The organism is Jeongeupia wiesaeckerbachi, assembly GCF_050916355.1.
Taxonomy (GTDB): domain Bacteria; phylum Pseudomonadota; class Gammaproteobacteria; order Burkholderiales; family Chitinibacteraceae; genus Jeongeupia; species Jeongeupia wiesaeckerbachi.
This window is the reverse complement of sequence record NZ_CP136946.1, coordinates 1-17,191: the sequence shown is the minus strand read 5'-3', so window position 1 is coordinate 17,191 and position 17,191 is coordinate 1. Positions and strand designations below refer to the sequence as shown.

Below are 17,191 nucleotides of genomic sequence, written 5' to 3'. Positions count from 1 at the left end.
TTGATGGTGTTGCACGGGTTACAGCTCGGCATCAGCAGCCGCATGGATGTACCAAGTGCTGGCAGCTACTGCTACGTCGGAGTTGTAAACATTCGTTTTTCTGGTTGTCATCCCATATGCACTTGCGTTAGCAGTTGATGCGTCGTTGCTTCCGTTACGCCATTGACCACCAGCACCGGAATTTGTCGGACTAGGGTTATACAAGGTAATAGTAGGGGTCGCCCTCATCTCGACATCAAATTGCCACACTGCCATCGGCTGGGAATTCGATCCGGCTTGCCCTGCATAACAATTGGCGACCAGTCCAAAAGCCAAACCACCACCAGCGCCGTTTGCCGGAACCGTGTTCTGATGGTACGTCTTCTGGAAATATCGCTGGCACAGCGCCAGTTCAACCTGCGCTGGCCGCTCTTCGGACGACGTCGCCACCGCCCCGACTTCGAGCTGCACCTGCGCCAAGTCCAGTACGATCGACTGCTGCCCAAGCGACGCCGTGCGCCCATCGAAACTCGATCCGGCATCGCACCAGAAAAACATTGCGAGGTAGTCATCGCCGCCGGCAATGGTCTTGCCGGCAATGCTGGGGATGTCGGCAGTGATCGTGTAGTAAGTCCAGTTGGTGGTCAGCGCGATTTTCTGGGCACCAATCCCGGTGACGGTCGGCGAACCGCCGGAGCCGAAGTTCTGCGCGAACTCTACTGCGATCGACTTAGCCGCGTCGGCTTTGGCCCAGAACGACCTTGTCACTTTGCGACCGGCGCAGCTGCGTACACTCTCAATGGGCTGGGCAATGGTCGCTTGATTGTTTGCGCCAGCGACCGAGGCCACGACCACGCGCTGGAAGTACGTCGGCTCGCTCGGCACAAGAGTCTGCCCTGGCGCAAATGTTTGGCGCGATACGGCGATGGTCGAGCCGGACGAGTTGCTGACCCAGCGGTCGGCGCAATAGCGTGATCCCGTGCCGGCGGCGATCGAGGTACCGCGCTGCCAGAAGTCGAAATTGCCGTTGATGAGCTTGTTGCGGAAATTGACGGCGCCGGCCGAACCCGTCCGCGACGCGACCAAGGCAGCAACGAATGCAGTCGTTGCCAGTAGCGTGCTGGCGTCGCCGATGACTGCTGTCGGGCCGGACACCGGGCCGGTGAATGCAGCACCGGAGAGGTTGGCCTTCTTGGCCAGCTCGGTGGCCATCGTCACCGCAAAGTTCGGATCGTTAGCGATAGCGGCAGCCAGCTCGTTGATCTGGTTCAGCGTTTCCGGTGAACTGCCAACAACGGCGGCAATGGCTGCGGCGACTTCAGCGTTGCCGCGAGCGTCGTTCCAGTACTGTGGCAGCGGGTCGGTGCTGCCACTAATCACCTCGACAAGTGCCTTCAGGAACAGTGTTCGGTTGGCCAGCGCGCGAATGGGGATGTTGTCCGGGCAGTCCGGACCGCCCGTAAGTACCGCATTGGCTTCGAAGTATGGGACGCCAGACTCCCACACTGCTTGTTCGTTGAGATTTCCCATCTTGGTTCCTTAGATTGAGCCGCGGGTATAGGTGCCGTCGCGCCGGGCGAAGCCATTGCGGATCAGCGCCGCAGCGGAGAAGTCGATTTCAAACAGCGCGCAGCGCGCCGGTGCCACGCTGGCCAGCATCCGCCGTGCTTCCTCGGCTTGTTTGATGCTCAGCTGTCGGAAGCACTTGATGCGGTACACCGCCCACTGATCAGCCTTGGTGCCGCGGATCGCGAAGCCGTCACGGCGACATGTGCCGTCCCTGCGATAGCCGCCTCGGCCTTCCTCGATCTCGATCTCGCCGAGCCCGAGCAGCCGGAATACCTCGCGTACTGCCCAGGGCGTGCCCTTGTAGCGATGGATTTCTATGGCGCGCTTGATCAGCGCCCGCTGTGCCGTTTCGGTCTCGGCCAGTGCCCAGCCGTCGCTGTCGGTCAGCGAGAACTGCTCGGCCAGTGCGTACAGCGCCGAGGCGTCGACCGAATCGATCATGTAGACCAGCAGCGGCGACAGATCGATATCATTCAGGCGGCTGGCTAGGTCGCCTAGCACTTGGAAGCGTGCGTCGCTGGCCAGTGGCGGCTGCAGCAGTTCGTCAGCCATTGGCGACTCCCGCAAAGCGCAGATCGATACCGGTGCAATACGCCCACTCGTGCTCGTCCAGCACCAGCAAGGCCGGCGAGCTGACCGGTGCGCTGTAAACGCCAGGCAGCTGCAGCTTCGCGATGATCTGCTGCGGCACCACGTCACGGCCGAGACCAGCCGCACGGTCTGCGGCATAGGCTTCGGCCGCAGACCGTACTTGCGCCAACACCACCGCTTGGTCGGCACCGGCCTGCAGCGTCACGTCAGCAACGATTTGGTACTCGACCTTGATAGGTGGCAGCGCTTGCACAAAGTCACACAGCGGCCGCACGCGCTCGGCCGAGCAAGTCGCCTCGACCAAGGCCAGCATGGTCTGATCGGGCAGACCACCGTCGAGCAATGGGTAGAGCCGCACTTCACCGGGCGGCACGTCGTTCAGCGAAACGATCTGGCCGTCGATCTTGGCGAGCTTTGGTCCGCGCACTGCGACATCCTTGATGCTCTGATGCGCGCTCTTGGCGTGGAACAGATAGGCCAGCTTGCTGCCGGCCGTGCTGAAGGCTTCCGGCGCCAGCTTGATCCGTTCGCGCAGGCGATCGTTGAGTTCTTCCTCGACGCCGCTGCTTGGTACGCTGATGTTGCCAACCGTCACATCGTCATCGCCGAGGTCATCGACCAAGCTGCTGATTTTGCCGATTTGCCAGCCGTTACCGGCTACGCCTGGCGCGTCGCATACGCCAACCACGTCGATAAACAACTGGCCAGCAGCCAAGACAACGTCGGCCTCCGTCGCAAACGTCACCACCCCGTCGCTGGTCTCGACCTGTGTGCCCGCCGGGATCAGCAGCGCCGTCGACCGTGCGGTCATGAGCTGGAAACGGAATGTGGCGCGGGCGGCCTGCGCCGGCAGGCGGGTTACGCCAACCAGCTCGCCCAGATAGTCGAGCATTGGCGCACGAGCGAACGCGACCAGATTCTGCTTGGCCGCCTCCTGGATGCCGACGCGCACCAGCGTCTCGCGGTAGGCGATCACATCGATCAGCAAACGGTCGACCTGCGCTGGGTACAGTGTCTTGCCGGTCATCCGTTCGTAGTCGGCGATGATCTCGGCGGTGATGAGCTGCGGGTCGCGCTGGATGAAATCCGGTTCGGTCAGCGCCATGGCCGCACCTCTGTTTCACGCAGCACACCATCGGCCAGTTGCCACTGCACGCGCAAGGTCACGTGCGCCTCATCGACCGAGACGATGACCTTGAGTAGCTCGCAACGCGGCTCCCAGCGCCTGATGGCCTCAACGGCCTCGCGCACCAGGTGCGGCCGTACCTCGTTGACGGGGTGGTCGATGTAGAGATGAAGGTCGGAGCCGAAATCGGGGCGATGAGGGTCGCTGCCCTTCGGTGTATTGAGGATGGTGCGGATGCACTGGCCGACGTCGGCCTCAGCCTCGACGACGTCGACGCCCTGTCCCCGGAGGGGACTTCCTGCGGGACGCAGTTCGGAGTGCAGCGCGGGTTGCCAGTGGACGGAAGAGATATCGGATAGCAGCGTCATGCGGCCATCGTGACGTGACGCCCAGCGGCGGGATATTAATCGGGATTAAAATGGCGCAAACAAGGAGAGATGAATGACGATCTATGTGGCGCCAACGTTTAATGCCGATGCTTTCAATTGCCCCTTCTGTAACGCATTTGCACACATGGGTTGGACAGCGTTATTCACCCATCAAAAAACCCCTATTGGGGCATTTTCAGCGTGGTGCAAGCACTGTCAGCAGCGCAGCATCTGGCGGTTGCCGCCCAATAACTCTGGTTTTCCAGACTCTCCAGATCGTGAAGCTCAGCGAGCGGTGATGTTGTACCCAATCGCTTCGTCTGCGCCTGTTGCGCACGTCGATCTACCTGACGATTGCCGTCTCGACTACGACGAGGCGCGCACTGTTGCTCAACATTCACCACGAGCTGCCGCGGCACTGCTCCGCCTTGTGATCCAGAAGCTGTGTGTCCACCTTGGCTGCGCGGGAAAGAAAATTGATGAAGACATTGCGAAGCTGGTCGCAAATGGTCTACCAGTGCGCATGCAACAGGCTTTCGATGTCGTGCGTGTAACCGGTAACAACGCAGTCCATCCCGGCGAAATGGATTTGCAAGACAACCCCGAGCTTGCGTTTGCCCTGTTTGGCCTGATCAACATGGTCGTCGAAGAAATGATCACGAAGCCCAAGGCGCTTGAGGCCATGTTTGCGAATCTGCCGGCAGGTGCGCTAGAGGCCATCGAGCGTCGCAACACGAAAGCGACAGCCAAGTAGTCAATGCACATGATGGTTGGAGTTGCCGCCGGCATCCATCACCGAGCCGCTGGCGCTGACATCACCCTCTACCTCGACCTTACCGCTGATCTTCGCGGCGGTGCCGTCGCCGCCTGAGCCGGCCATGCCGCCGAGGAAGGTCAGCTTCTTCTGCACGGTCAGGTTGCCAGTCACTTCGGCCTCGGGCGTGTCGATCGTCACCTTGGCACCGGCCTTCAGCGTGATCTCGGTGCTGGCCTGGACGATCATCTTCGCAATACCTGTCACAGACAGCGTGTGCGTGCCGCGGTCGTACTCCAGCAGCGCACCGTCCTTGAAGCGGATGACGAATTTGTTCGGGTCGGTCACCGGCGGCGTGTCGGCGTCGGAGTAGATCGCGCCTAGGATCACGCCGTCCTCGCCACGCGGGTCGAGCAGCACCTTCACCTGTTCGCCGATGTCATAGGTCCAGCAGCACTGATCGTTCTGCGTCTTCGGGTAGGCGATCGGTAACCACATGCTGCGCAGGTTGTCGAAGTCCGGAAAGCGCACGCGGGCAAAGCCCGGCCGTGAGGCGCTGACCGTGCCGGTCTTGAGCGTGGCGCCAAACTCGTCGAGTGTTTCGCGGTTCATGGTTTTTTCCCCGTCGTCGTACCGATGACCTGCACCTTGCCGTCCTTCTCGCCGTAGACCGTAAGCCCCTTGGCCGACTTCTTCGGGGCGGGCTTGGCCGCGCCCGGTCGCGTCGGCAGCGCCACGCGCTTCACTTCCAGCTCGGTGACATAGCCACCGCCGCGTGTGAGCCGATGCCTGGACGACTCAACCAAGTAGCGCCCGGACAGCCTGCCGCAATCGATCAGTGTGAACGTGGTGCCGGCGACCAGCTTCGGGTTGCCGATCACTGTGATCGATCCGCCGGTCTGCTGCAGGTTGGCGTGATTGAGTGCGGCCTGTGCCTTGGTTTGCGCGGTCGCCTTCGAGCCGGCCCGGCTCGACAACTTCAGCGTGTCGCCGCTGCTGGCCTTGCCGGACTTCGCCGGTGCACTGGTATGGCCGATGACGCCGGTCTCGCCGTTGGGCTTCTCGGCGATCACCATCAGCTTCTTGGCCTTCGGGTCGTGATACTTCGACTTGACCGCCTTGTAGATGTCCTTGATCTTGTCGCGCAGCCGGATCGAAATGATCTCCGACAAGGCCACTGTGCCCACCGGATCGCCATCGCGCAGCGCGCTCAGCTCGGTAAACACCAGCTGGTCGCCGACGATCTTGAACGCATAGCCGTACTCGCGGCCGAGGCGGGTCAGGAAGCCAACGTCGTGTTCCTGATACTGCGTCACCCGGTCGATCCGAATATCACGAATCTTGCCGACCAGCGTCAGCCGGTTGCGCTTGGCGACACGCGATGCGATTGCAGCAAGCGAGGTGTTCTCATAGCCATGGTTGCCGGGCGTGCGCACCGGCTTGTTGATGCCGGTCGACAACGCCCGGATCGACACGGTCGATGGCGGCCGGGCGAATTCGATCTCGTCGACCTCGAATGCACCGCACGGCAGCAGCGGCACCTGGTCGTAGCCGATCTTCAACGACAGCGTGTCGCCCTTGCCCGGATACCACTGGTTCGCCCAACGGCCGTCGGTGTCCTCGAGTTCGACCTCCAGTTCGTCGGACTGCCCGGCCAGGTAATCGGTATAGGTCACCGACAGCACGTAGGGCGTGATGTCCTCGGTGATGTTCTTCTTGCCGTAGGTGAGCACGAACACCGGATGCGGCACCGCAACCGAGGTCGGCGCTTGCGGCGTAGCAGTCAGCGCAGCCATGGCGGCAAGTCCTCCGATACATCCTGCTGCTCGATCACCGGGATCGACAGTGTCAGCCCGGCCGGCAAACAAGGCAACAGCGGCACGTGCGGATTGGCCACGATGATCCGCTCGTACTGGAACGGATCGCCGTAATACAGCACCGAGAGCTGATCCCAGCGCTGACCCTGGGTGGTGATATGCGTCAAGAACATCAGATCGCCCTCGTCACGACCATGGCCGCGAGCTTCGCCGTCGCCGGCGCCGCTTGCTCCAGGGCCGCACTTGCAGTGGAAAGCTGGCCCGCCATCTGATCGATCTTGCCGACGACGTTGCCGGTGTTCGCGCCGGCCAGTACGCCCTGCGCGGCGGTAATCATTGAGAGCGCGTTATTGCCGGCCCGCATCAGGCTGGCCGCTTCCGGTAGCTGGCTAGTCAAACCGCCCAATGCCGGGGCAAGCTTGGCCAGTGGTGCGGCTGCGTCGCCGAGCCCGGTCATCAGACCAGGCACACGGCCGAGCGCGGCCAACGGGTTGTTGCGCAGCTGCTGCGCCACGCGGACGGCATCGGTCGCCGTGCGCATGGCCGCTTGCGCCTGGTTCGCCGCCGAGACCGCCTGCCGGATGCTGTCGCGGGCGCTGTTCACTGCGCCGATCGCCTGGCCGGTTGGCACCAGCTTGGCCGAGACCGGCGGCACTTTAGGCTGTACCGCCGGCGCCGGCAGCGGGTTCTTTTTGTCGCCGACGTACTCGCGCAAGGTCGCCGTCGCCGTCACGGCGACCAGCGTCCCGAAGCCATCGGTCTGTTCGCTGGTCGCCTGCACGTCGGTCAGGACGAACCAGCCCTTGTAGTCGCCGTTGCCCAGTACCAGTGCCATGGCCCGGTGCAAGGCCAGCGCCTTCTTCAGCCTGGCCAGCTCGCGCTCGGGCTCGCAGAACTGCGCATGGAACGACAGCGTCAGGCGAATCTCGTCGAGCTTGTCGCCGATGATCTGCAGCCGTGGCTTGCCATCGATCAGCGCGTGCTCGGCATAGTCGGCGCCGAACTGCGACTCGAAGCCGTCGAAGTACGCGATCAGGTCGAACTGGATGTCCCCGAGCAGCGCGTACATCAGTAGGCTCTCCGCGCTTGCTGTGCCGTTACCCGGCCGATCAGTTGCTCGAGCTCGTGAAGCGACAGCTGCAGCCCCTGTTGCACGGCATCCTTTACGGATTGCGGCGAGCCCGGCGGCACGGTGATATGCGGGCTGAAGTGGATAGTCATGCCACCACCGGCAGCACCGGCCGGCCCGGCTGCGGATGCGCGCCCGGCGCCCAAGCGTTTCGCGGCCGCTGCGGCCGCCGTCTGCGCCGCCATGCTGCCGGCCGCCTTGCTGGCCAGCCCGGACGATCGGCCGATGCCGATTGCCGCACCTTGGGCGATGTTGTCACCGAAACCCATGAACACGCGCGATGGTGACTGGATGCCCAGCGTGCTGGAGAACCAGCCCTTGATGTCCTGGCCGAAGCCGACGATGGCCTCCTTGGCCGCGCCGAACTTAGCCTTGATCCCGTTGATCAGCCCGCCGATCAGGTGGCCGCCGAAGTCGGTGAAGGTTTTCGGCATGTCGACACCGAACCACTTCATCACGCCGGCGAACGCCTTGTAGAACAGTCCGACCGGCGACCAGTTGAGGATCAGCCTAGCCACGCCGCCAATGCCGCCGGCAAACGCCGTTTTGACCTCGGCCCACAGGCCAGAGAAAAACTGTTTGATCGGTGACCAGTAGCGATAAATCAGATACGCCGCGATCGCGATACCGGTAATCGCCAAGCCGATCGGGTTCATCAGCATTGCGCGGCCGATCCACAGCACGGCTTGGCCAACCAGCCGCAGGCCGCCGACCAGGTTGCCTGCAAGCAACTTGCCCAGGAATAACACGCCACGCGCGGCCAGAATCAGCGGCGAGCCGAACGCCATCGCCATGCCTCGAGCGAACGGCAACAGGGCACGGCCGACGGCCATGAAGCCGCCGCCCAGCCCGCGCAGCACCGACAGCGCCGGTGCAAAACCGCCGCGTTGTGCGAAGGCTCGCAGCAGGGTCCACTTGCCAGAGAGCGCTGTGACCGCCGAGGTCAGTGCATTAAATGGCGACAGCACCAGGTTGATGCCATAGCGCAGCGCAATAAACGCCATCTTGCCGGCCAGCAATCCGCCAACAAGGCCGATCACGCCCTTGATCACGACGGGGTGGGCCTTGGCCCATTCGCCGAATGCCGAGATCGCCGGCTTGATGTCACGCAGCAGTTCATTGATCGTCGGCAGCAGGGCTTCGCCGATAGTGATGCCGATATCCATCATGCTGATCTTGAATGCTTTGAAATGCTCAACGGCGGTCTCGGTGCGCTTGGCGTAGTCCTTGTCGATCAAGCCCTTGTCGGCCGCGTCGATCGAACCCTTCTTGATGTCCTGCATCTCGCCCTGGTTGGCGATCGCCGGGCGGATGAAGTTCATCGCCTGCATGTCCTGGAACAGCTCGCCGAGCTTGTACGCCTCCTGCAGTTTGCCGACGGCAACCTGGCGCTCCTTGTCGTCCTTGATGTTCATCGCCGCGATGAAGCGATCGGCGGCCTCCGGACTCTTGGTGCCCAAATACTGGGTGATGACCTTGAGCATAGCCTCGACCGGCGTGAAACCTTGGGAGCGCAGCGTCTGCATACTGGTCTTCAGGTCTATGCCGGCGTTGGCGAAGTCCTTCAGGGTTTCCGGCGCGGTGAGCTTCTGTAGGAAGTTGCGGAAGTTGTTGGCGGCCTCGTCGTTCGAGCCCGCGCCCTTGCGGGCAATCTGCAGCGCGGCGCCGATTTCGGCGACGGCTTCCTTGCCGGTAACGCCCATCGCCTGGAACGACGGCGCAATCTGCGGCAGGAACTTGGCCATGTCGCGAATTTCGACCTGACCACGCTTGCCGGCGTAGGCCAGCATGTTCATCGCGCCTTCGTAGCCGTCGGCGCCGATGTTGAGGTTGTCCTTCATGGCCAGCGCGACGGCGCCAAGGTCGTCCATGCTGGCGCGGGTGGCGGTGGCCGACTTGGCCATCACCGGCGCGTATTTCTCCAGCTCCCTGGCGTTCTGGATGCCACCGGCAACAAGCACGCCCGTGCCGCGGGCGACTTCGGCTTGGGTCTGGTTCCAGTCGAGCGCCGACTTGCGCATGGTCTTGCCGAGGCTGGCCTCTTCGGCCTTGCTGAATTCGCCGGTGATGGCGGTATCGCGCAGCTGATCCTGAAAGCCGGCGGCCAGTTGCACCGACTTCAGCACCGGTGCGCCGAGCGCGACGGCGGTACCGACGGTTTCCATTGCCTCGCTACGCAACTCGCCCCGGGCCGACTTGAGCGCCGCGCCGCGGGCAAGGCTGGCGGTCAGCCGTTCCTGCTTGGCGCGCAGTTGATCCAGCGTCTGGCCAAGCTGTTCGTACTGGCGGCGCAAGGCACTGATGTTGCGTCCCGGGTGCGCCATCGCGCGGGCCATGACCTCACCCAGACGCGCGTGCTTCGCACTGACTTCGGTGGCGGCCTGCCCAAGTCGCAGCGTGGTGCTGCGCGCCGAGGCGAAGACCGACTGAAACGAGCCGGACAGCAAGGCACCGATCTTGATCCCGACCAGCACTTCATTGCTCATGATTTCGCCCCTTTGCTATGCTGCAACCATGTTTGAAAAAACGCTCACTTCCTCGGCGAAGACCATCTACTGGCTCACCATCGGCTGTGTTGCCGTCGGCTTGGGCTGGCTTTGCTTTGCGCACCTACCGTTCTGGTTCGCCCTGATCGTGCTGCCGTTTGCGCTGATGCTGGCTGCACTGGCCGGCGCGCCGCTGGCCGCGGGCGCCGGCCTGGTGGGTGGTGTAGTGATGGCTTCGGTGGTCTGGCTCAGCCGTAAAGCTGCCGCTGCTGCTCGTTCTCGCGCTTGACCTTGCGCTCGGCCGCGCCGATCCAGAACCAGTAGTCGTCCATATCGAGCCCGTCGATTTCGGACGGCTGTATCCCAAGGATGTTGAGCAAGGCTTCGTCCAACGGCCGCAGTGCTTCTTCAGCCGCCCACCATGGCGCGAAAGGAGTCTTGCAGCGCCTTCGAGTCGGCCACATCGAGCTGATCGATATCTTCCAGCGTCAGCCCGGTGATCTGCGCGAACAGAAAGTCTTCTTGGTCGGCCTCGTCCTTGCTGTACTTACTCGCCGCCTTCATGTCGGCGCGCTTGGCACGGCGGATATTCAGCTTGTCGATGGTGACGCCGGCGGCGCTGGTGAACGGGTGCTTGAGTTGGAGTTCCATAACGAATCCTTCGCGTGGGTTGAACGGCTCAACGAGATGAGCAAGCGGGTACACGAAGGATTGTCGACGCCCAACCGACTGCAGTCGGTTAAACGGCTTTAAAAACAAACGGCCCGCATTGCGCGGGCCGTTGTCATGGGTGAAATGGTGCGGAACTAGCCGCCGATATTGCGCCGGTAGTCGGCAAGCATGTCCTCGCCACCGACGCGGAAGATGTTCGCCATGTAGTCCAGTTCGAGCACGTCCTCACCGTCGATCACCTGCTTGATGTAGGTGGCCGAGAATGCCGACGCAAACTCGGCGTTGTCGTGCTGCTTGAAGGTGCCAAGCGGGTTCTTCTTGAACATCACGGTGAGGTAGGTCACCAAGCTGACTTCCTGCAACCGGCCTTGCGCACCGTAGGTCTCGATGTTCGAGCGGCACTGCAGCTGCACCGCCTTGAACGGGTTGGCGGCGAGCTTGGCCACGTCCTTGTACAGCGAGTTCCACTTGATCTCGCCTTCCAGTTTGTCGAAACCCGACGGCAGCTCAATCTTGCCGACCATCCCCAGCGCCTTGTGCTCGGCCATAATGGCGGCGACATCGGGCAGCTTGATCTCCTCGGCACGGCCGATCAGCGAGTTACCGTTGGCGTAGATATTGGCATTGGTGATGCGGTTGATTTGAATCTGGCCGGCCATGGTCAGTTACTCCCCTTCAGCGTCAGCAGGTATTCCGAGGTGATCTCGGTCTCGTAGGTGGTGCGCTCATTCGGCGGCGGCACCGTGTACTTGTAGCTGATCAGCAGATGGCCGTTGGCGAGTTCGGTTTCCTCGTTGCGAGCCGGATCGAACCACGCCTTGAACCCCAGCAGTGCACCGACCCCGATCCGGTCCCGACCATAACCGTTGGCCGACTCCAGCAGCGAGTCGATCAATGCCTGGTTCATCGGCATATCGATGTACTGCAGGCTGAAGTAGCGGATCGATTCGTTGATCACGTCGCCGGTACGGCGCACGTTCTCGAAATTGCGCATATGCGTCACGGTCGGCCACGCCGCGGTGCGGTTGCCCCACAGCCGGTAGCCCGAGCCGAAGCTTGAGAACACCGTGGTGATGCCGACCTCGTTGAGCAGGTTCACCTCGGATTGCGGGTCGTCGATCATCGCCGAGAGCTGGCGCTCGACGCCGATCACGCCGGCCAGCTCTTGGTTCGAGTGCGACCACCAATAGCCCTTATCCAGGTCAACCTTGGCGCGCAGGCCGGCGGCGCGCGCCGACAGCGGCTCCAGGCGTTCGGCGTTGAGCACCGGGTCGTAGACCTTCACGTGCGGATAGCACAGGCGAACCCGATCGCTGGAGGTATTGAAGTTGATCGTTCCCTGCGGCCCGCGGCCGGCGATCGCTTGGGCAAAGGTCGTGCCGATCGGCGCATCGATGTAGGCAATCGCACCGAGTTGGTCGGCCATCGCGATCAGCTCGGTCGCTACCGAGTTCTGCGTGCAGAACGCCGGTGAGATCAGAATCTTGGCGAAGAAGCCGAACTGGTTGTACGTGTCCTTCAACGCCTTCAGGCCGGTGCGCACGCCTGCAGCATTGACCGCGCCGATGATGTCGGCCGGCGTGACCTTGGTCGGGTCGGCGAAGTCGTAGCCGGCCTTGCCGCCGCCACTGGCTGCGATCGCACCGCTCTTGAGCCGGACCAGTTCACCGGACAGCGGATCGACGGTGTAGTCGGTGCCGGCGATGTAGGTCACCGCACCGTCATTGCTTTTGAACACCAGATTGACGATCGCACCGTGCGCCAGTTTCGCGCGGTCAGTCGACGCATCGAAGGTGACCGCCTCGCTGGCCACGGCCGTTTTGTGGATCGCCGGGTCGAGCACGTTGACGATGATGACCGTGCCGGCGCCGTGGTCGTAGATCGCATCCAGCGCCTGTGGAATGGTGAAGCCCGGCAGCTGCGTGCCGAACTGGGCCGCGTCTTTCTCCGACAGGCTCAGGATCGTCTGGTTGACCGGGCCCATCGGTGCAGTGCCGATCAGCGCGATCACGGCGGACTTTGCCGTCTGGACCTTGCGCTTGCCGCGCTCGACCTCGGTCGTTTCCACACCATGCAAATAGTTTGCAGCCATGCTCATGCCTCCTTGGCGGATTCGTCCGCGCTAACAGCCGGGCGTGCCGACACCTTGGTGGTTTTGGCCGGTGCCGGTGCGAGGTAGCCCAAGGCCAGCAGCGTCTTGGTGTATTCGTGTTCGGCCGGCAGTTCGACTTCGGCGCCGGTGTGCAGCATGACTTCGCGCGGCTCGTCGCCGTCCTGCAGCGTCACGCCGCTGGTGGGGCCGCTATAGAGATACTTCATGGGGTTTCCTCATAGGTCACGGTGGTCAGAACAGGCAGGTTGTCCGGCTCGACATCCTCGACCTGCATCGCTTCGGTACTGAAATCCACGGCGTATTGCCAAATGCCGCCGACTTGCCCGAGGAATTTCTCGGATACCGCCTTGGTCTTGCGGCAGTCCGGCGGCCGAAAACCGATCAGTGCCGCACGCACGACATCGAGCACGTCGACGGCGCCACCGCGGCCATTGAGCTGCCGCAGCATCACCGTGATCGACAGCTTCAGCGTCCGGGGCTGGGCGATGCAGCCGACATCGACCGTCTCGGCGAAGTTGCTGCCCGGGTAGCTCACCAGGAGCGCACCAACTGCGTGATTCACGCGGTACTCGGCCGGCCGTTCGGGGAAATACTCGACGGCCAATTGCGGCAACCTGGCCTGCAGGCGAACGACGACGGACTCCAGAATTTGCAGGGTCGTGGCCATCAGTACCGATCCAGTAAATCGGCAGAAAACCGGCGTGGCCGGGTGCGAGCCTTCATTTCGCCCGGCTCCGGCGTGGCCTCGCCAGTCGGCGCGCCGATGGTCAGCTTGTTGTCACGGATCGCCTCGAGCATCTGCAGCGCCGATTTGTAGGTTCGCGTCACTGCATCCGGCAGATCGTTGCCTTCCGGCCGCCGTGCATACAGCCAATGGCGGGCCAGATTGACGGTGATGTCCTTCACCACGGTCGGCACCGGCTCCAGCGGCAGCAGGTAACGGCCGCGCAGGTAGGCGTCGACGAGTTCCTCGGCCTGACGAACAGCCTCGTCGACCACCGCCTGATTCAGTACCGGCGCCGGTGCGTTGAAGTCGGTCGCACTGTCGTTGGTCAACTGAATCAGTGTGGCCATCGGGATGGCCAGTTGCAGGTCTGCCAGGGTGCAGTAGCGCATGATCGGCTCAGAAGCTCGTCGGCCGGGCGACTGCCCGCGTCAGCGCCATGAAGCCTTGCTGCAGGTGGTCCTGGCCAATGTTCAGCCAGCGGTCGACTTCAAAGGCATCGGGCGACAGCGCAACCAGCACGAAATCATCGGCAGCAGGCGCTTCTTCCTGCACATCATCGGTGGCGAATACCGGCAAGCCGGCACGCAGCGTTTCGACCAACGCGCCAACCTCGGCAGACTTGGCCTTGATTTCGTTCATCAAGGCGATCTCTTCCTCGGTCAAATCGCGATAGCCGGTAATGCGCTGGTGCTGGTTGTCCATGCTCAGATACCCCGCACGATACGGATCACGTCGCCCGCCGCAGCGGCAGCGTCCCAGGCGAAGCCGTTGCCGACGCCGGCGGCCTTGGTGATGGCCTTGCCGGCGGCGTCGGATTGCACCTCGGCGCCGGCCGCGATCGCGGCACCGGCTTCGACCAGGATCACGCCGAGCACATTGGATGGCGCCATGTTGCCGGCACCGGTATCAACCTCGACGACGCCGAGCGCCTTGGTGCCGGCGGCGCAGATACCACCGTCAAAGCCGACGAAGCGGCGTTGGGTCAGGTCGGTCAGTGCCAAGACCGACGTCGTCAGCGTTACGTGTTGTGGCTTCATTGCTGGCCATCCTTCTTGTCAGCGGTATCCGTTGCGGCTTTGTCGCCGTCGGAGTCCTTGGTCTTGGTCGTCACCTTGGCTTCCACCGGAACCTTGGCCGGTTCGATCCATTGCGCCAGCGGCTTGGCCTCGTCGTCGGCCAGCTCGATCAGCTCGCCCTCGGGATACAGCGCATCGCCGTGCTTGATGGCCATGCCTTTGACGACGTACAGCGTCTTCTTGATCTCACTCATCACCGACCCCTCAGTTCACGTCGGCGATCAGGTAGCCGGCATCGGCACCGACGACGACGACCTTGTAGACGTCGGTGTGGCGCACGTACTGAACCTTGTTGCCTTCGGCGTTGTACTTGTCGGTTTCCGGCATGCCCTTCTTGCGCAGGGTGTAGCCGAAGGACGGGATGTCGTGGTCGGCCGACTCACCGGCGCCGGGCTTGGCCACGTAGGCAAGGATCACGTTGTCGCCCCAGATGTCGCCGGTCGCGCCGTTGCCGTCGGCGGCCAGCGCTTCGCCAATGTGGATGTGCTCGACACCCCAGATCGCCTTCAGGTGTTCCAGCGTGATCAGCTTGCGTTCCTGGGTGCCCAGTGCGGCGGCGAGCTTCGGGTGGAACTTGAGCGAGGCATACGCGGCGGCACCCATGGCGACCGTGTTCGGCCGCATGCCGGTGCGCTGGCGCACGACCTCCTTGCCGTCCTCGATGTCCTTGATCGGATCACCGCCGCCATTCACCCACTTGGCCGCGCCGGCCAGCGTGACCTTGGCACCGGCGAGATAGGTGTTCGAGTTCTGCGCCAACCGCGCAGCGGCCACTTCGCGGCCGAGGTCGATCGCATCCTTGACGCGCTTCGCTGCCTTGGCTTCTTCGTTGAACATCGATTCGGCCTGCTCGCGGTAGTCCACCGGGTACGAGAGGTCGTGTTCGCGCAGCACCACATCGAGCGTATCCGGGTCGTCGGCCGTCATCACATTGGACTTGCCGCGAATCGCGCGCTCGGTTTCCCACAGACGGAAGGCTTCTTTGCCGAACCGCGGAATGATGCCGGCTTCCTTTTCCATCTCGGCGACCGGGAACAGGCCCTCGCCGATGTACTGGGCGTTGCGGTAGCCGCGCGCCAGGCTGGTCAATACCGGGTCGACGACCCGGAGCTTGCTAAGACGATCTGCCATCACGTTTTCCTTGTTGAGTCAGCAGGGGTTAAACCAGCGAGCGCACGGCTTGCTCGTAGGGAATGCCTTTCTCGGCGGCGAGTGCGACTGCGCGCTGGTGCAGCGCCAGCCGATCCGGGTCGGTCGACTTCTCGGCGAACTCAGCCGATGCGCCGGAGGCCCCGGTGGTCGACCTGTCCTTGGTCGCGTGCTCGCCGAATTCAACAACCTTGGGCAGCTCCCCAAGGAAGGACTTGAACGCATCGGCCAGCGGCTGCTTGCTATCGCCTTCGCCAAACTCGACCGGCGCTTCGCCGTCGACGGCATCGAGCAGCGCGACCACGGCGGCCTTGGCCTTCGGCGCCAGCCGGCCTTCGCCGACCAGACCTTCGGCAAAGGCCGCATGTTCGCCGTGGCGCTTGGTCGCGGCGGCATTGCGCTTGTCGGCCTCGGCCACAGCCAGTTGTTGCTTCAGGCGGGTATTCTCGGCTTCAAGCTGTGCTTTCTCTTCCGGGGTCACGGTGTGCTCCTCGTCATTGGGTTGGGGATGGGATTCGGAAAACGCCGAACTGCCCTCGACGCGCTCGTCGTTGCGTTCCTGTTGGGCGGCCTCGCGGATTGATTCGATCTGCCAGTCAGGTACGACCTGATCGGCCGTCTCCTGGCCGTGCTGGCCGATGAGCCAGTCACGCAGGCGGCGGAATAGCGAGGCGCTGGTGTCGAGTCCCCAGCCACCGAAGGCCACGCCTTCCTGAAAGCAGACGCAGCCGTCGTCTTCGGTGCTGTCTTCGGCAAAGGACGGTTCGTCCAGACCCTTGACGGCCGGCGGCTGCGCGCCAAGGAAGCCGATATGACGCAGATACCAGATGCCGGGCTTCGGGTTGTTGAGGTCTTCGGGGCGGTAGAACTTGGCGGAGATCGTGCCGAAGCGGCCGGCGTTGACCTCTTCGGCGAAGGCCGGGGCGACCTTCATCGGCTCGGCGTACAGGCCGCGCTCGTTGCTTAAGAGCGACTTGGCCCAGCCTTGCGCCGGGTCATCACTCTTCGGATGGCCGACGACGATCGGCGCCTTGTGACGTGTCGGGTCGTAGGCCGCCGCCGTCGCGTCGAGGTCCGCCTGCGAGAACGAAATCTCTTCGCCGGCGGTGGTGATCCACGTACCGGGCTTGAAGATATGAAGGGGCTTGGGCGTTTTCATGCGGCCATGATCGGCCGCAGCGGCGGGACTGGCTTTTAATCCAGTTTACTGAGTTGACGATGCGCCGGTGACACCCCGTGCCGAGGGGAAGCGGTGACCGCCGATGGAAAGCACGCCCGGAAAGTCACGCTGGCCGCTTTATAAAGCTTTACGGCGTGCGGATAGCAGCCGGGACGGGGATTCGGACGTGCCGGCGATCAAACCGGCGCCACGACGCTAAATCCGCGCGGCCGTCTGGAGGTGCCGTAGCACGGTATCGAGCACCTCTTCCTTGGCCTCGGGCTGGAGTTTTCCGTCGGCGTCGATTGGCAGAAACGGCCGGGCCGGTACATCGCCCCAGAGGTTCGGGAAGTCGGCCTTGTCGCCGCCGAACTGCTGCATGGCCGCGTAGACCTTGTTGCTGCCAACCAGCGCGTAGTCATGGCCATAGTCGGCGGTGATCGAAGCCGCGAGGTCGCCGGTGTGCTGCAGAATAC

At 63.1% G+C, this 17,191-nt stretch carries 24 protein-coding genes; 2 read left to right on the top strand and 22 right to left on the bottom strand.

Annotated features, from left to right (window positions below):
- Positions 1–18: 18 nt before the first annotated feature.
- The 4 genes from R0382_RS00120 to R0382_RS00105 are packed head-to-tail and all read right to left on the bottom strand — an operon-like array spanning position 19 to position 3,633.
- The gene (locus tag R0382_RS00120; RefSeq protein ID WP_432719830.1) at positions 19–1,509 is read right to left on the bottom strand and encodes a hypothetical protein; all 1,491 of its coding nucleotides are present in this window, start codon (positions 1,507–1,509) and stop codon (positions 19–21) included.
- A 9-nt stretch (positions 1,510–1,518) separates the two neighbouring features.
- On the bottom strand, positions 1,519–2,100 hold the full coding sequence (locus R0382_RS00115) for a phage tail protein (protein WP_432719831.1): 582 nt from the start codon (positions 2,098–2,100) through the stop codon (positions 1,519–1,521).
- Complete coding sequence (locus R0382_RS00110; protein ID WP_432719832.1) at positions 2,093–3,244, bottom strand: baseplate assembly protein; 1,152 nt, start codon at positions 3,242–3,244, stop codon at positions 2,093–2,095. Before R0382_RS00110 ends, R0382_RS00115 begins: the two co-directional genes overlap by 8 nt.
- Positions 3,235–3,633, bottom strand: coding sequence for a GPW/gp25 family protein (locus R0382_RS00105; protein ID WP_432719833.1), 399 nt, complete (start codon positions 3,631–3,633; stop codon positions 3,235–3,237). The genes R0382_RS00110 and R0382_RS00105 overlap by 10 nt, the downstream gene beginning before the upstream one ends.
- A gap of 73 nt (positions 3,634–3,706) precedes the next feature.
- On the opposite strand from R0382_RS00105, the gene R0382_RS00100 reads away from it, so the two are divergent.
- Positions 3,707–4,387: a DUF4145 domain-containing protein gene (locus R0382_RS00100; RefSeq protein WP_432719834.1), complete on the top strand. Its 681-nt coding sequence runs from the start codon at positions 3,707–3,709 to the stop codon at positions 4,385–4,387.
- On the opposite strand, the gene R0382_RS00095 is transcribed toward R0382_RS00100, so the two are convergent.
- The 5 genes from R0382_RS00095 to R0382_RS00075 are packed head-to-tail and all read right to left on the bottom strand — an operon-like array spanning position 4,388 to position 9,819.
- Positions 4,388–4,999: a phage baseplate assembly protein V gene (locus tag R0382_RS00095; RefSeq protein ID WP_432719835.1), complete on the bottom strand. Its 612-nt coding sequence runs from the start codon at positions 4,997–4,999 to the stop codon at positions 4,388–4,390.
- Positions 4,996–6,183 (bottom strand): phage late control D family protein, encoded by a 1,188-nt coding sequence (locus R0382_RS00090; protein ID WP_432719836.1) that lies wholly within the window; start codon positions 6,181–6,183, stop codon positions 4,996–4,998. The genes R0382_RS00095 and R0382_RS00090 overlap by 4 nt, the downstream gene beginning before the upstream one ends.
- A complete protein-coding gene (locus R0382_RS00085; RefSeq protein WP_432719837.1) occupies positions 6,171–6,377 on the bottom strand; it encodes a tail protein X in 207 nt (68 codons plus the stop codon). Before R0382_RS00085 ends, R0382_RS00090 begins: the two co-directional genes overlap by 13 nt.
- Positions 6,377–7,273 (bottom strand): phage tail protein, encoded by an 897-nt coding sequence (locus R0382_RS00080; RefSeq protein ID WP_432719838.1) that lies wholly within the window; start codon positions 7,271–7,273, stop codon positions 6,377–6,379. Before R0382_RS00080 ends, R0382_RS00085 begins: the two co-directional genes overlap by 1 nt.
- The gene (locus tag R0382_RS00075) at positions 7,273–9,819 is read right to left on the bottom strand and encodes a phage tail tape measure protein (protein ID WP_432719839.1); all 2,547 of its coding nucleotides are present in this window, start codon (positions 9,817–9,819) and stop codon (positions 7,273–7,275) included. The genes R0382_RS00080 and R0382_RS00075 overlap by 1 nt, the downstream gene beginning before the upstream one ends.
- Between R0382_RS00075 and R0382_RS00070 the strand changes: the two genes are divergently transcribed.
- Positions 9,791–10,108, top strand: a complete 318-nt coding sequence (locus R0382_RS00070; protein ID WP_432719840.1) for a hypothetical protein — start codon at positions 9,791–9,793, stop codon at positions 10,106–10,108. The two genes, R0382_RS00075 and R0382_RS00070, sit on opposite strands and share 29 nt — an antisense overlap.
- Here R0382_RS00070 and R0382_RS00065 read toward each other — a convergent pair.
- The 13 genes from R0382_RS00065 to R0382_RS00005 form a co-directional block, all read right to left on the bottom strand.
- Entirely contained in the window at positions 10,068–10,199 is a 132-nt protein-coding gene (locus R0382_RS00065; RefSeq protein WP_432719841.1) for a hypothetical protein, read from the bottom strand. The genes R0382_RS00070 and R0382_RS00065 overlap by 41 nt on opposite strands.
- 28 nt (positions 10,200–10,227) lie before the next feature.
- Positions 10,228–10,470, bottom strand: coding sequence for a phage tail assembly protein (locus R0382_RS00060; protein WP_432719842.1), 243 nt, complete (start codon positions 10,468–10,470; stop codon positions 10,228–10,230).
- A gap of 155 nt (positions 10,471–10,625) precedes the next feature.
- Positions 10,626–11,150 (bottom strand): phage major tail tube protein, encoded by a 525-nt coding sequence (locus tag R0382_RS00055; protein WP_432719843.1) that lies wholly within the window; start codon positions 11,148–11,150, stop codon positions 10,626–10,628.
- A gap of 2 nt (positions 11,151–11,152) precedes the next feature.
- Entirely contained in the window at positions 11,153–12,583 is a 1,431-nt protein-coding gene (locus R0382_RS00050) for a phage tail sheath subtilisin-like domain-containing protein (protein WP_432719844.1), read from the bottom strand.
- A gap of 2 nt (positions 12,584–12,585) precedes the next feature.
- Positions 12,586–12,810 (bottom strand): hypothetical protein, encoded by a 225-nt coding sequence (locus tag R0382_RS00045; protein ID WP_432719846.1) that lies wholly within the window; start codon positions 12,808–12,810, stop codon positions 12,586–12,588.
- Entirely contained in the window at positions 12,807–13,271 is a 465-nt protein-coding gene (locus R0382_RS00040; protein ID WP_432719847.1) for a Gp37 family protein, read from the bottom strand. The genes R0382_RS00045 and R0382_RS00040 overlap by 4 nt, the downstream gene beginning before the upstream one ends.
- Entirely contained in the window at positions 13,271–13,720 is a 450-nt protein-coding gene (locus R0382_RS00035; RefSeq protein WP_432719848.1) for a gp436 family protein, read from the bottom strand. The genes R0382_RS00040 and R0382_RS00035 overlap by 1 nt, the downstream gene beginning before the upstream one ends.
- Before the next feature lie 7 nt (positions 13,721–13,727).
- Entirely contained in the window at positions 13,728–14,033 is a 306-nt protein-coding gene (locus R0382_RS00030; RefSeq protein WP_432719850.1) for a DUF7681 family protein, read from the bottom strand.
- A 2-nt stretch (positions 14,034–14,035) separates the two neighbouring features.
- Positions 14,036–14,368, bottom strand: a complete 333-nt coding sequence (locus R0382_RS00025) for a capsid cement protein (RefSeq protein ID WP_432719851.1) — start codon at positions 14,366–14,368, stop codon at positions 14,036–14,038.
- Positions 14,365–14,601: a hypothetical protein gene (locus tag R0382_RS00020; protein WP_432719852.1), complete on the bottom strand. Its 237-nt coding sequence runs from the start codon at positions 14,599–14,601 to the stop codon at positions 14,365–14,367. The genes R0382_RS00025 and R0382_RS00020 overlap by 4 nt, the downstream gene beginning before the upstream one ends.
- Before the next feature lie 10 nt (positions 14,602–14,611).
- Positions 14,612–15,538, bottom strand: a complete 927-nt coding sequence (locus R0382_RS00015) for a hypothetical protein (protein WP_432719853.1) — start codon at positions 15,536–15,538, stop codon at positions 14,612–14,614.
- 28 nt (positions 15,539–15,566) lie between these two features.
- Positions 15,567–16,715 carry a peptidase gene (locus R0382_RS00010; RefSeq protein WP_432719854.1) on the bottom strand — a complete coding sequence of 383 codons (1,149 nt, stop codon included), beginning with the start codon at positions 16,713–16,715 and terminating at the stop codon, positions 15,567–15,569.
- Between the two features lie 216 nt (positions 16,716–16,931).
- Positions 16,932–17,186 carry a phage virion morphogenesis protein gene (locus tag R0382_RS00005; protein ID WP_432724193.1) on the bottom strand — a complete coding sequence of 85 codons (255 nt, stop codon included), beginning with the start codon at positions 17,184–17,186 and terminating at the stop codon, positions 16,932–16,934.
- Between the last annotated feature and the right edge of the window lie 5 nt (positions 17,187–17,191).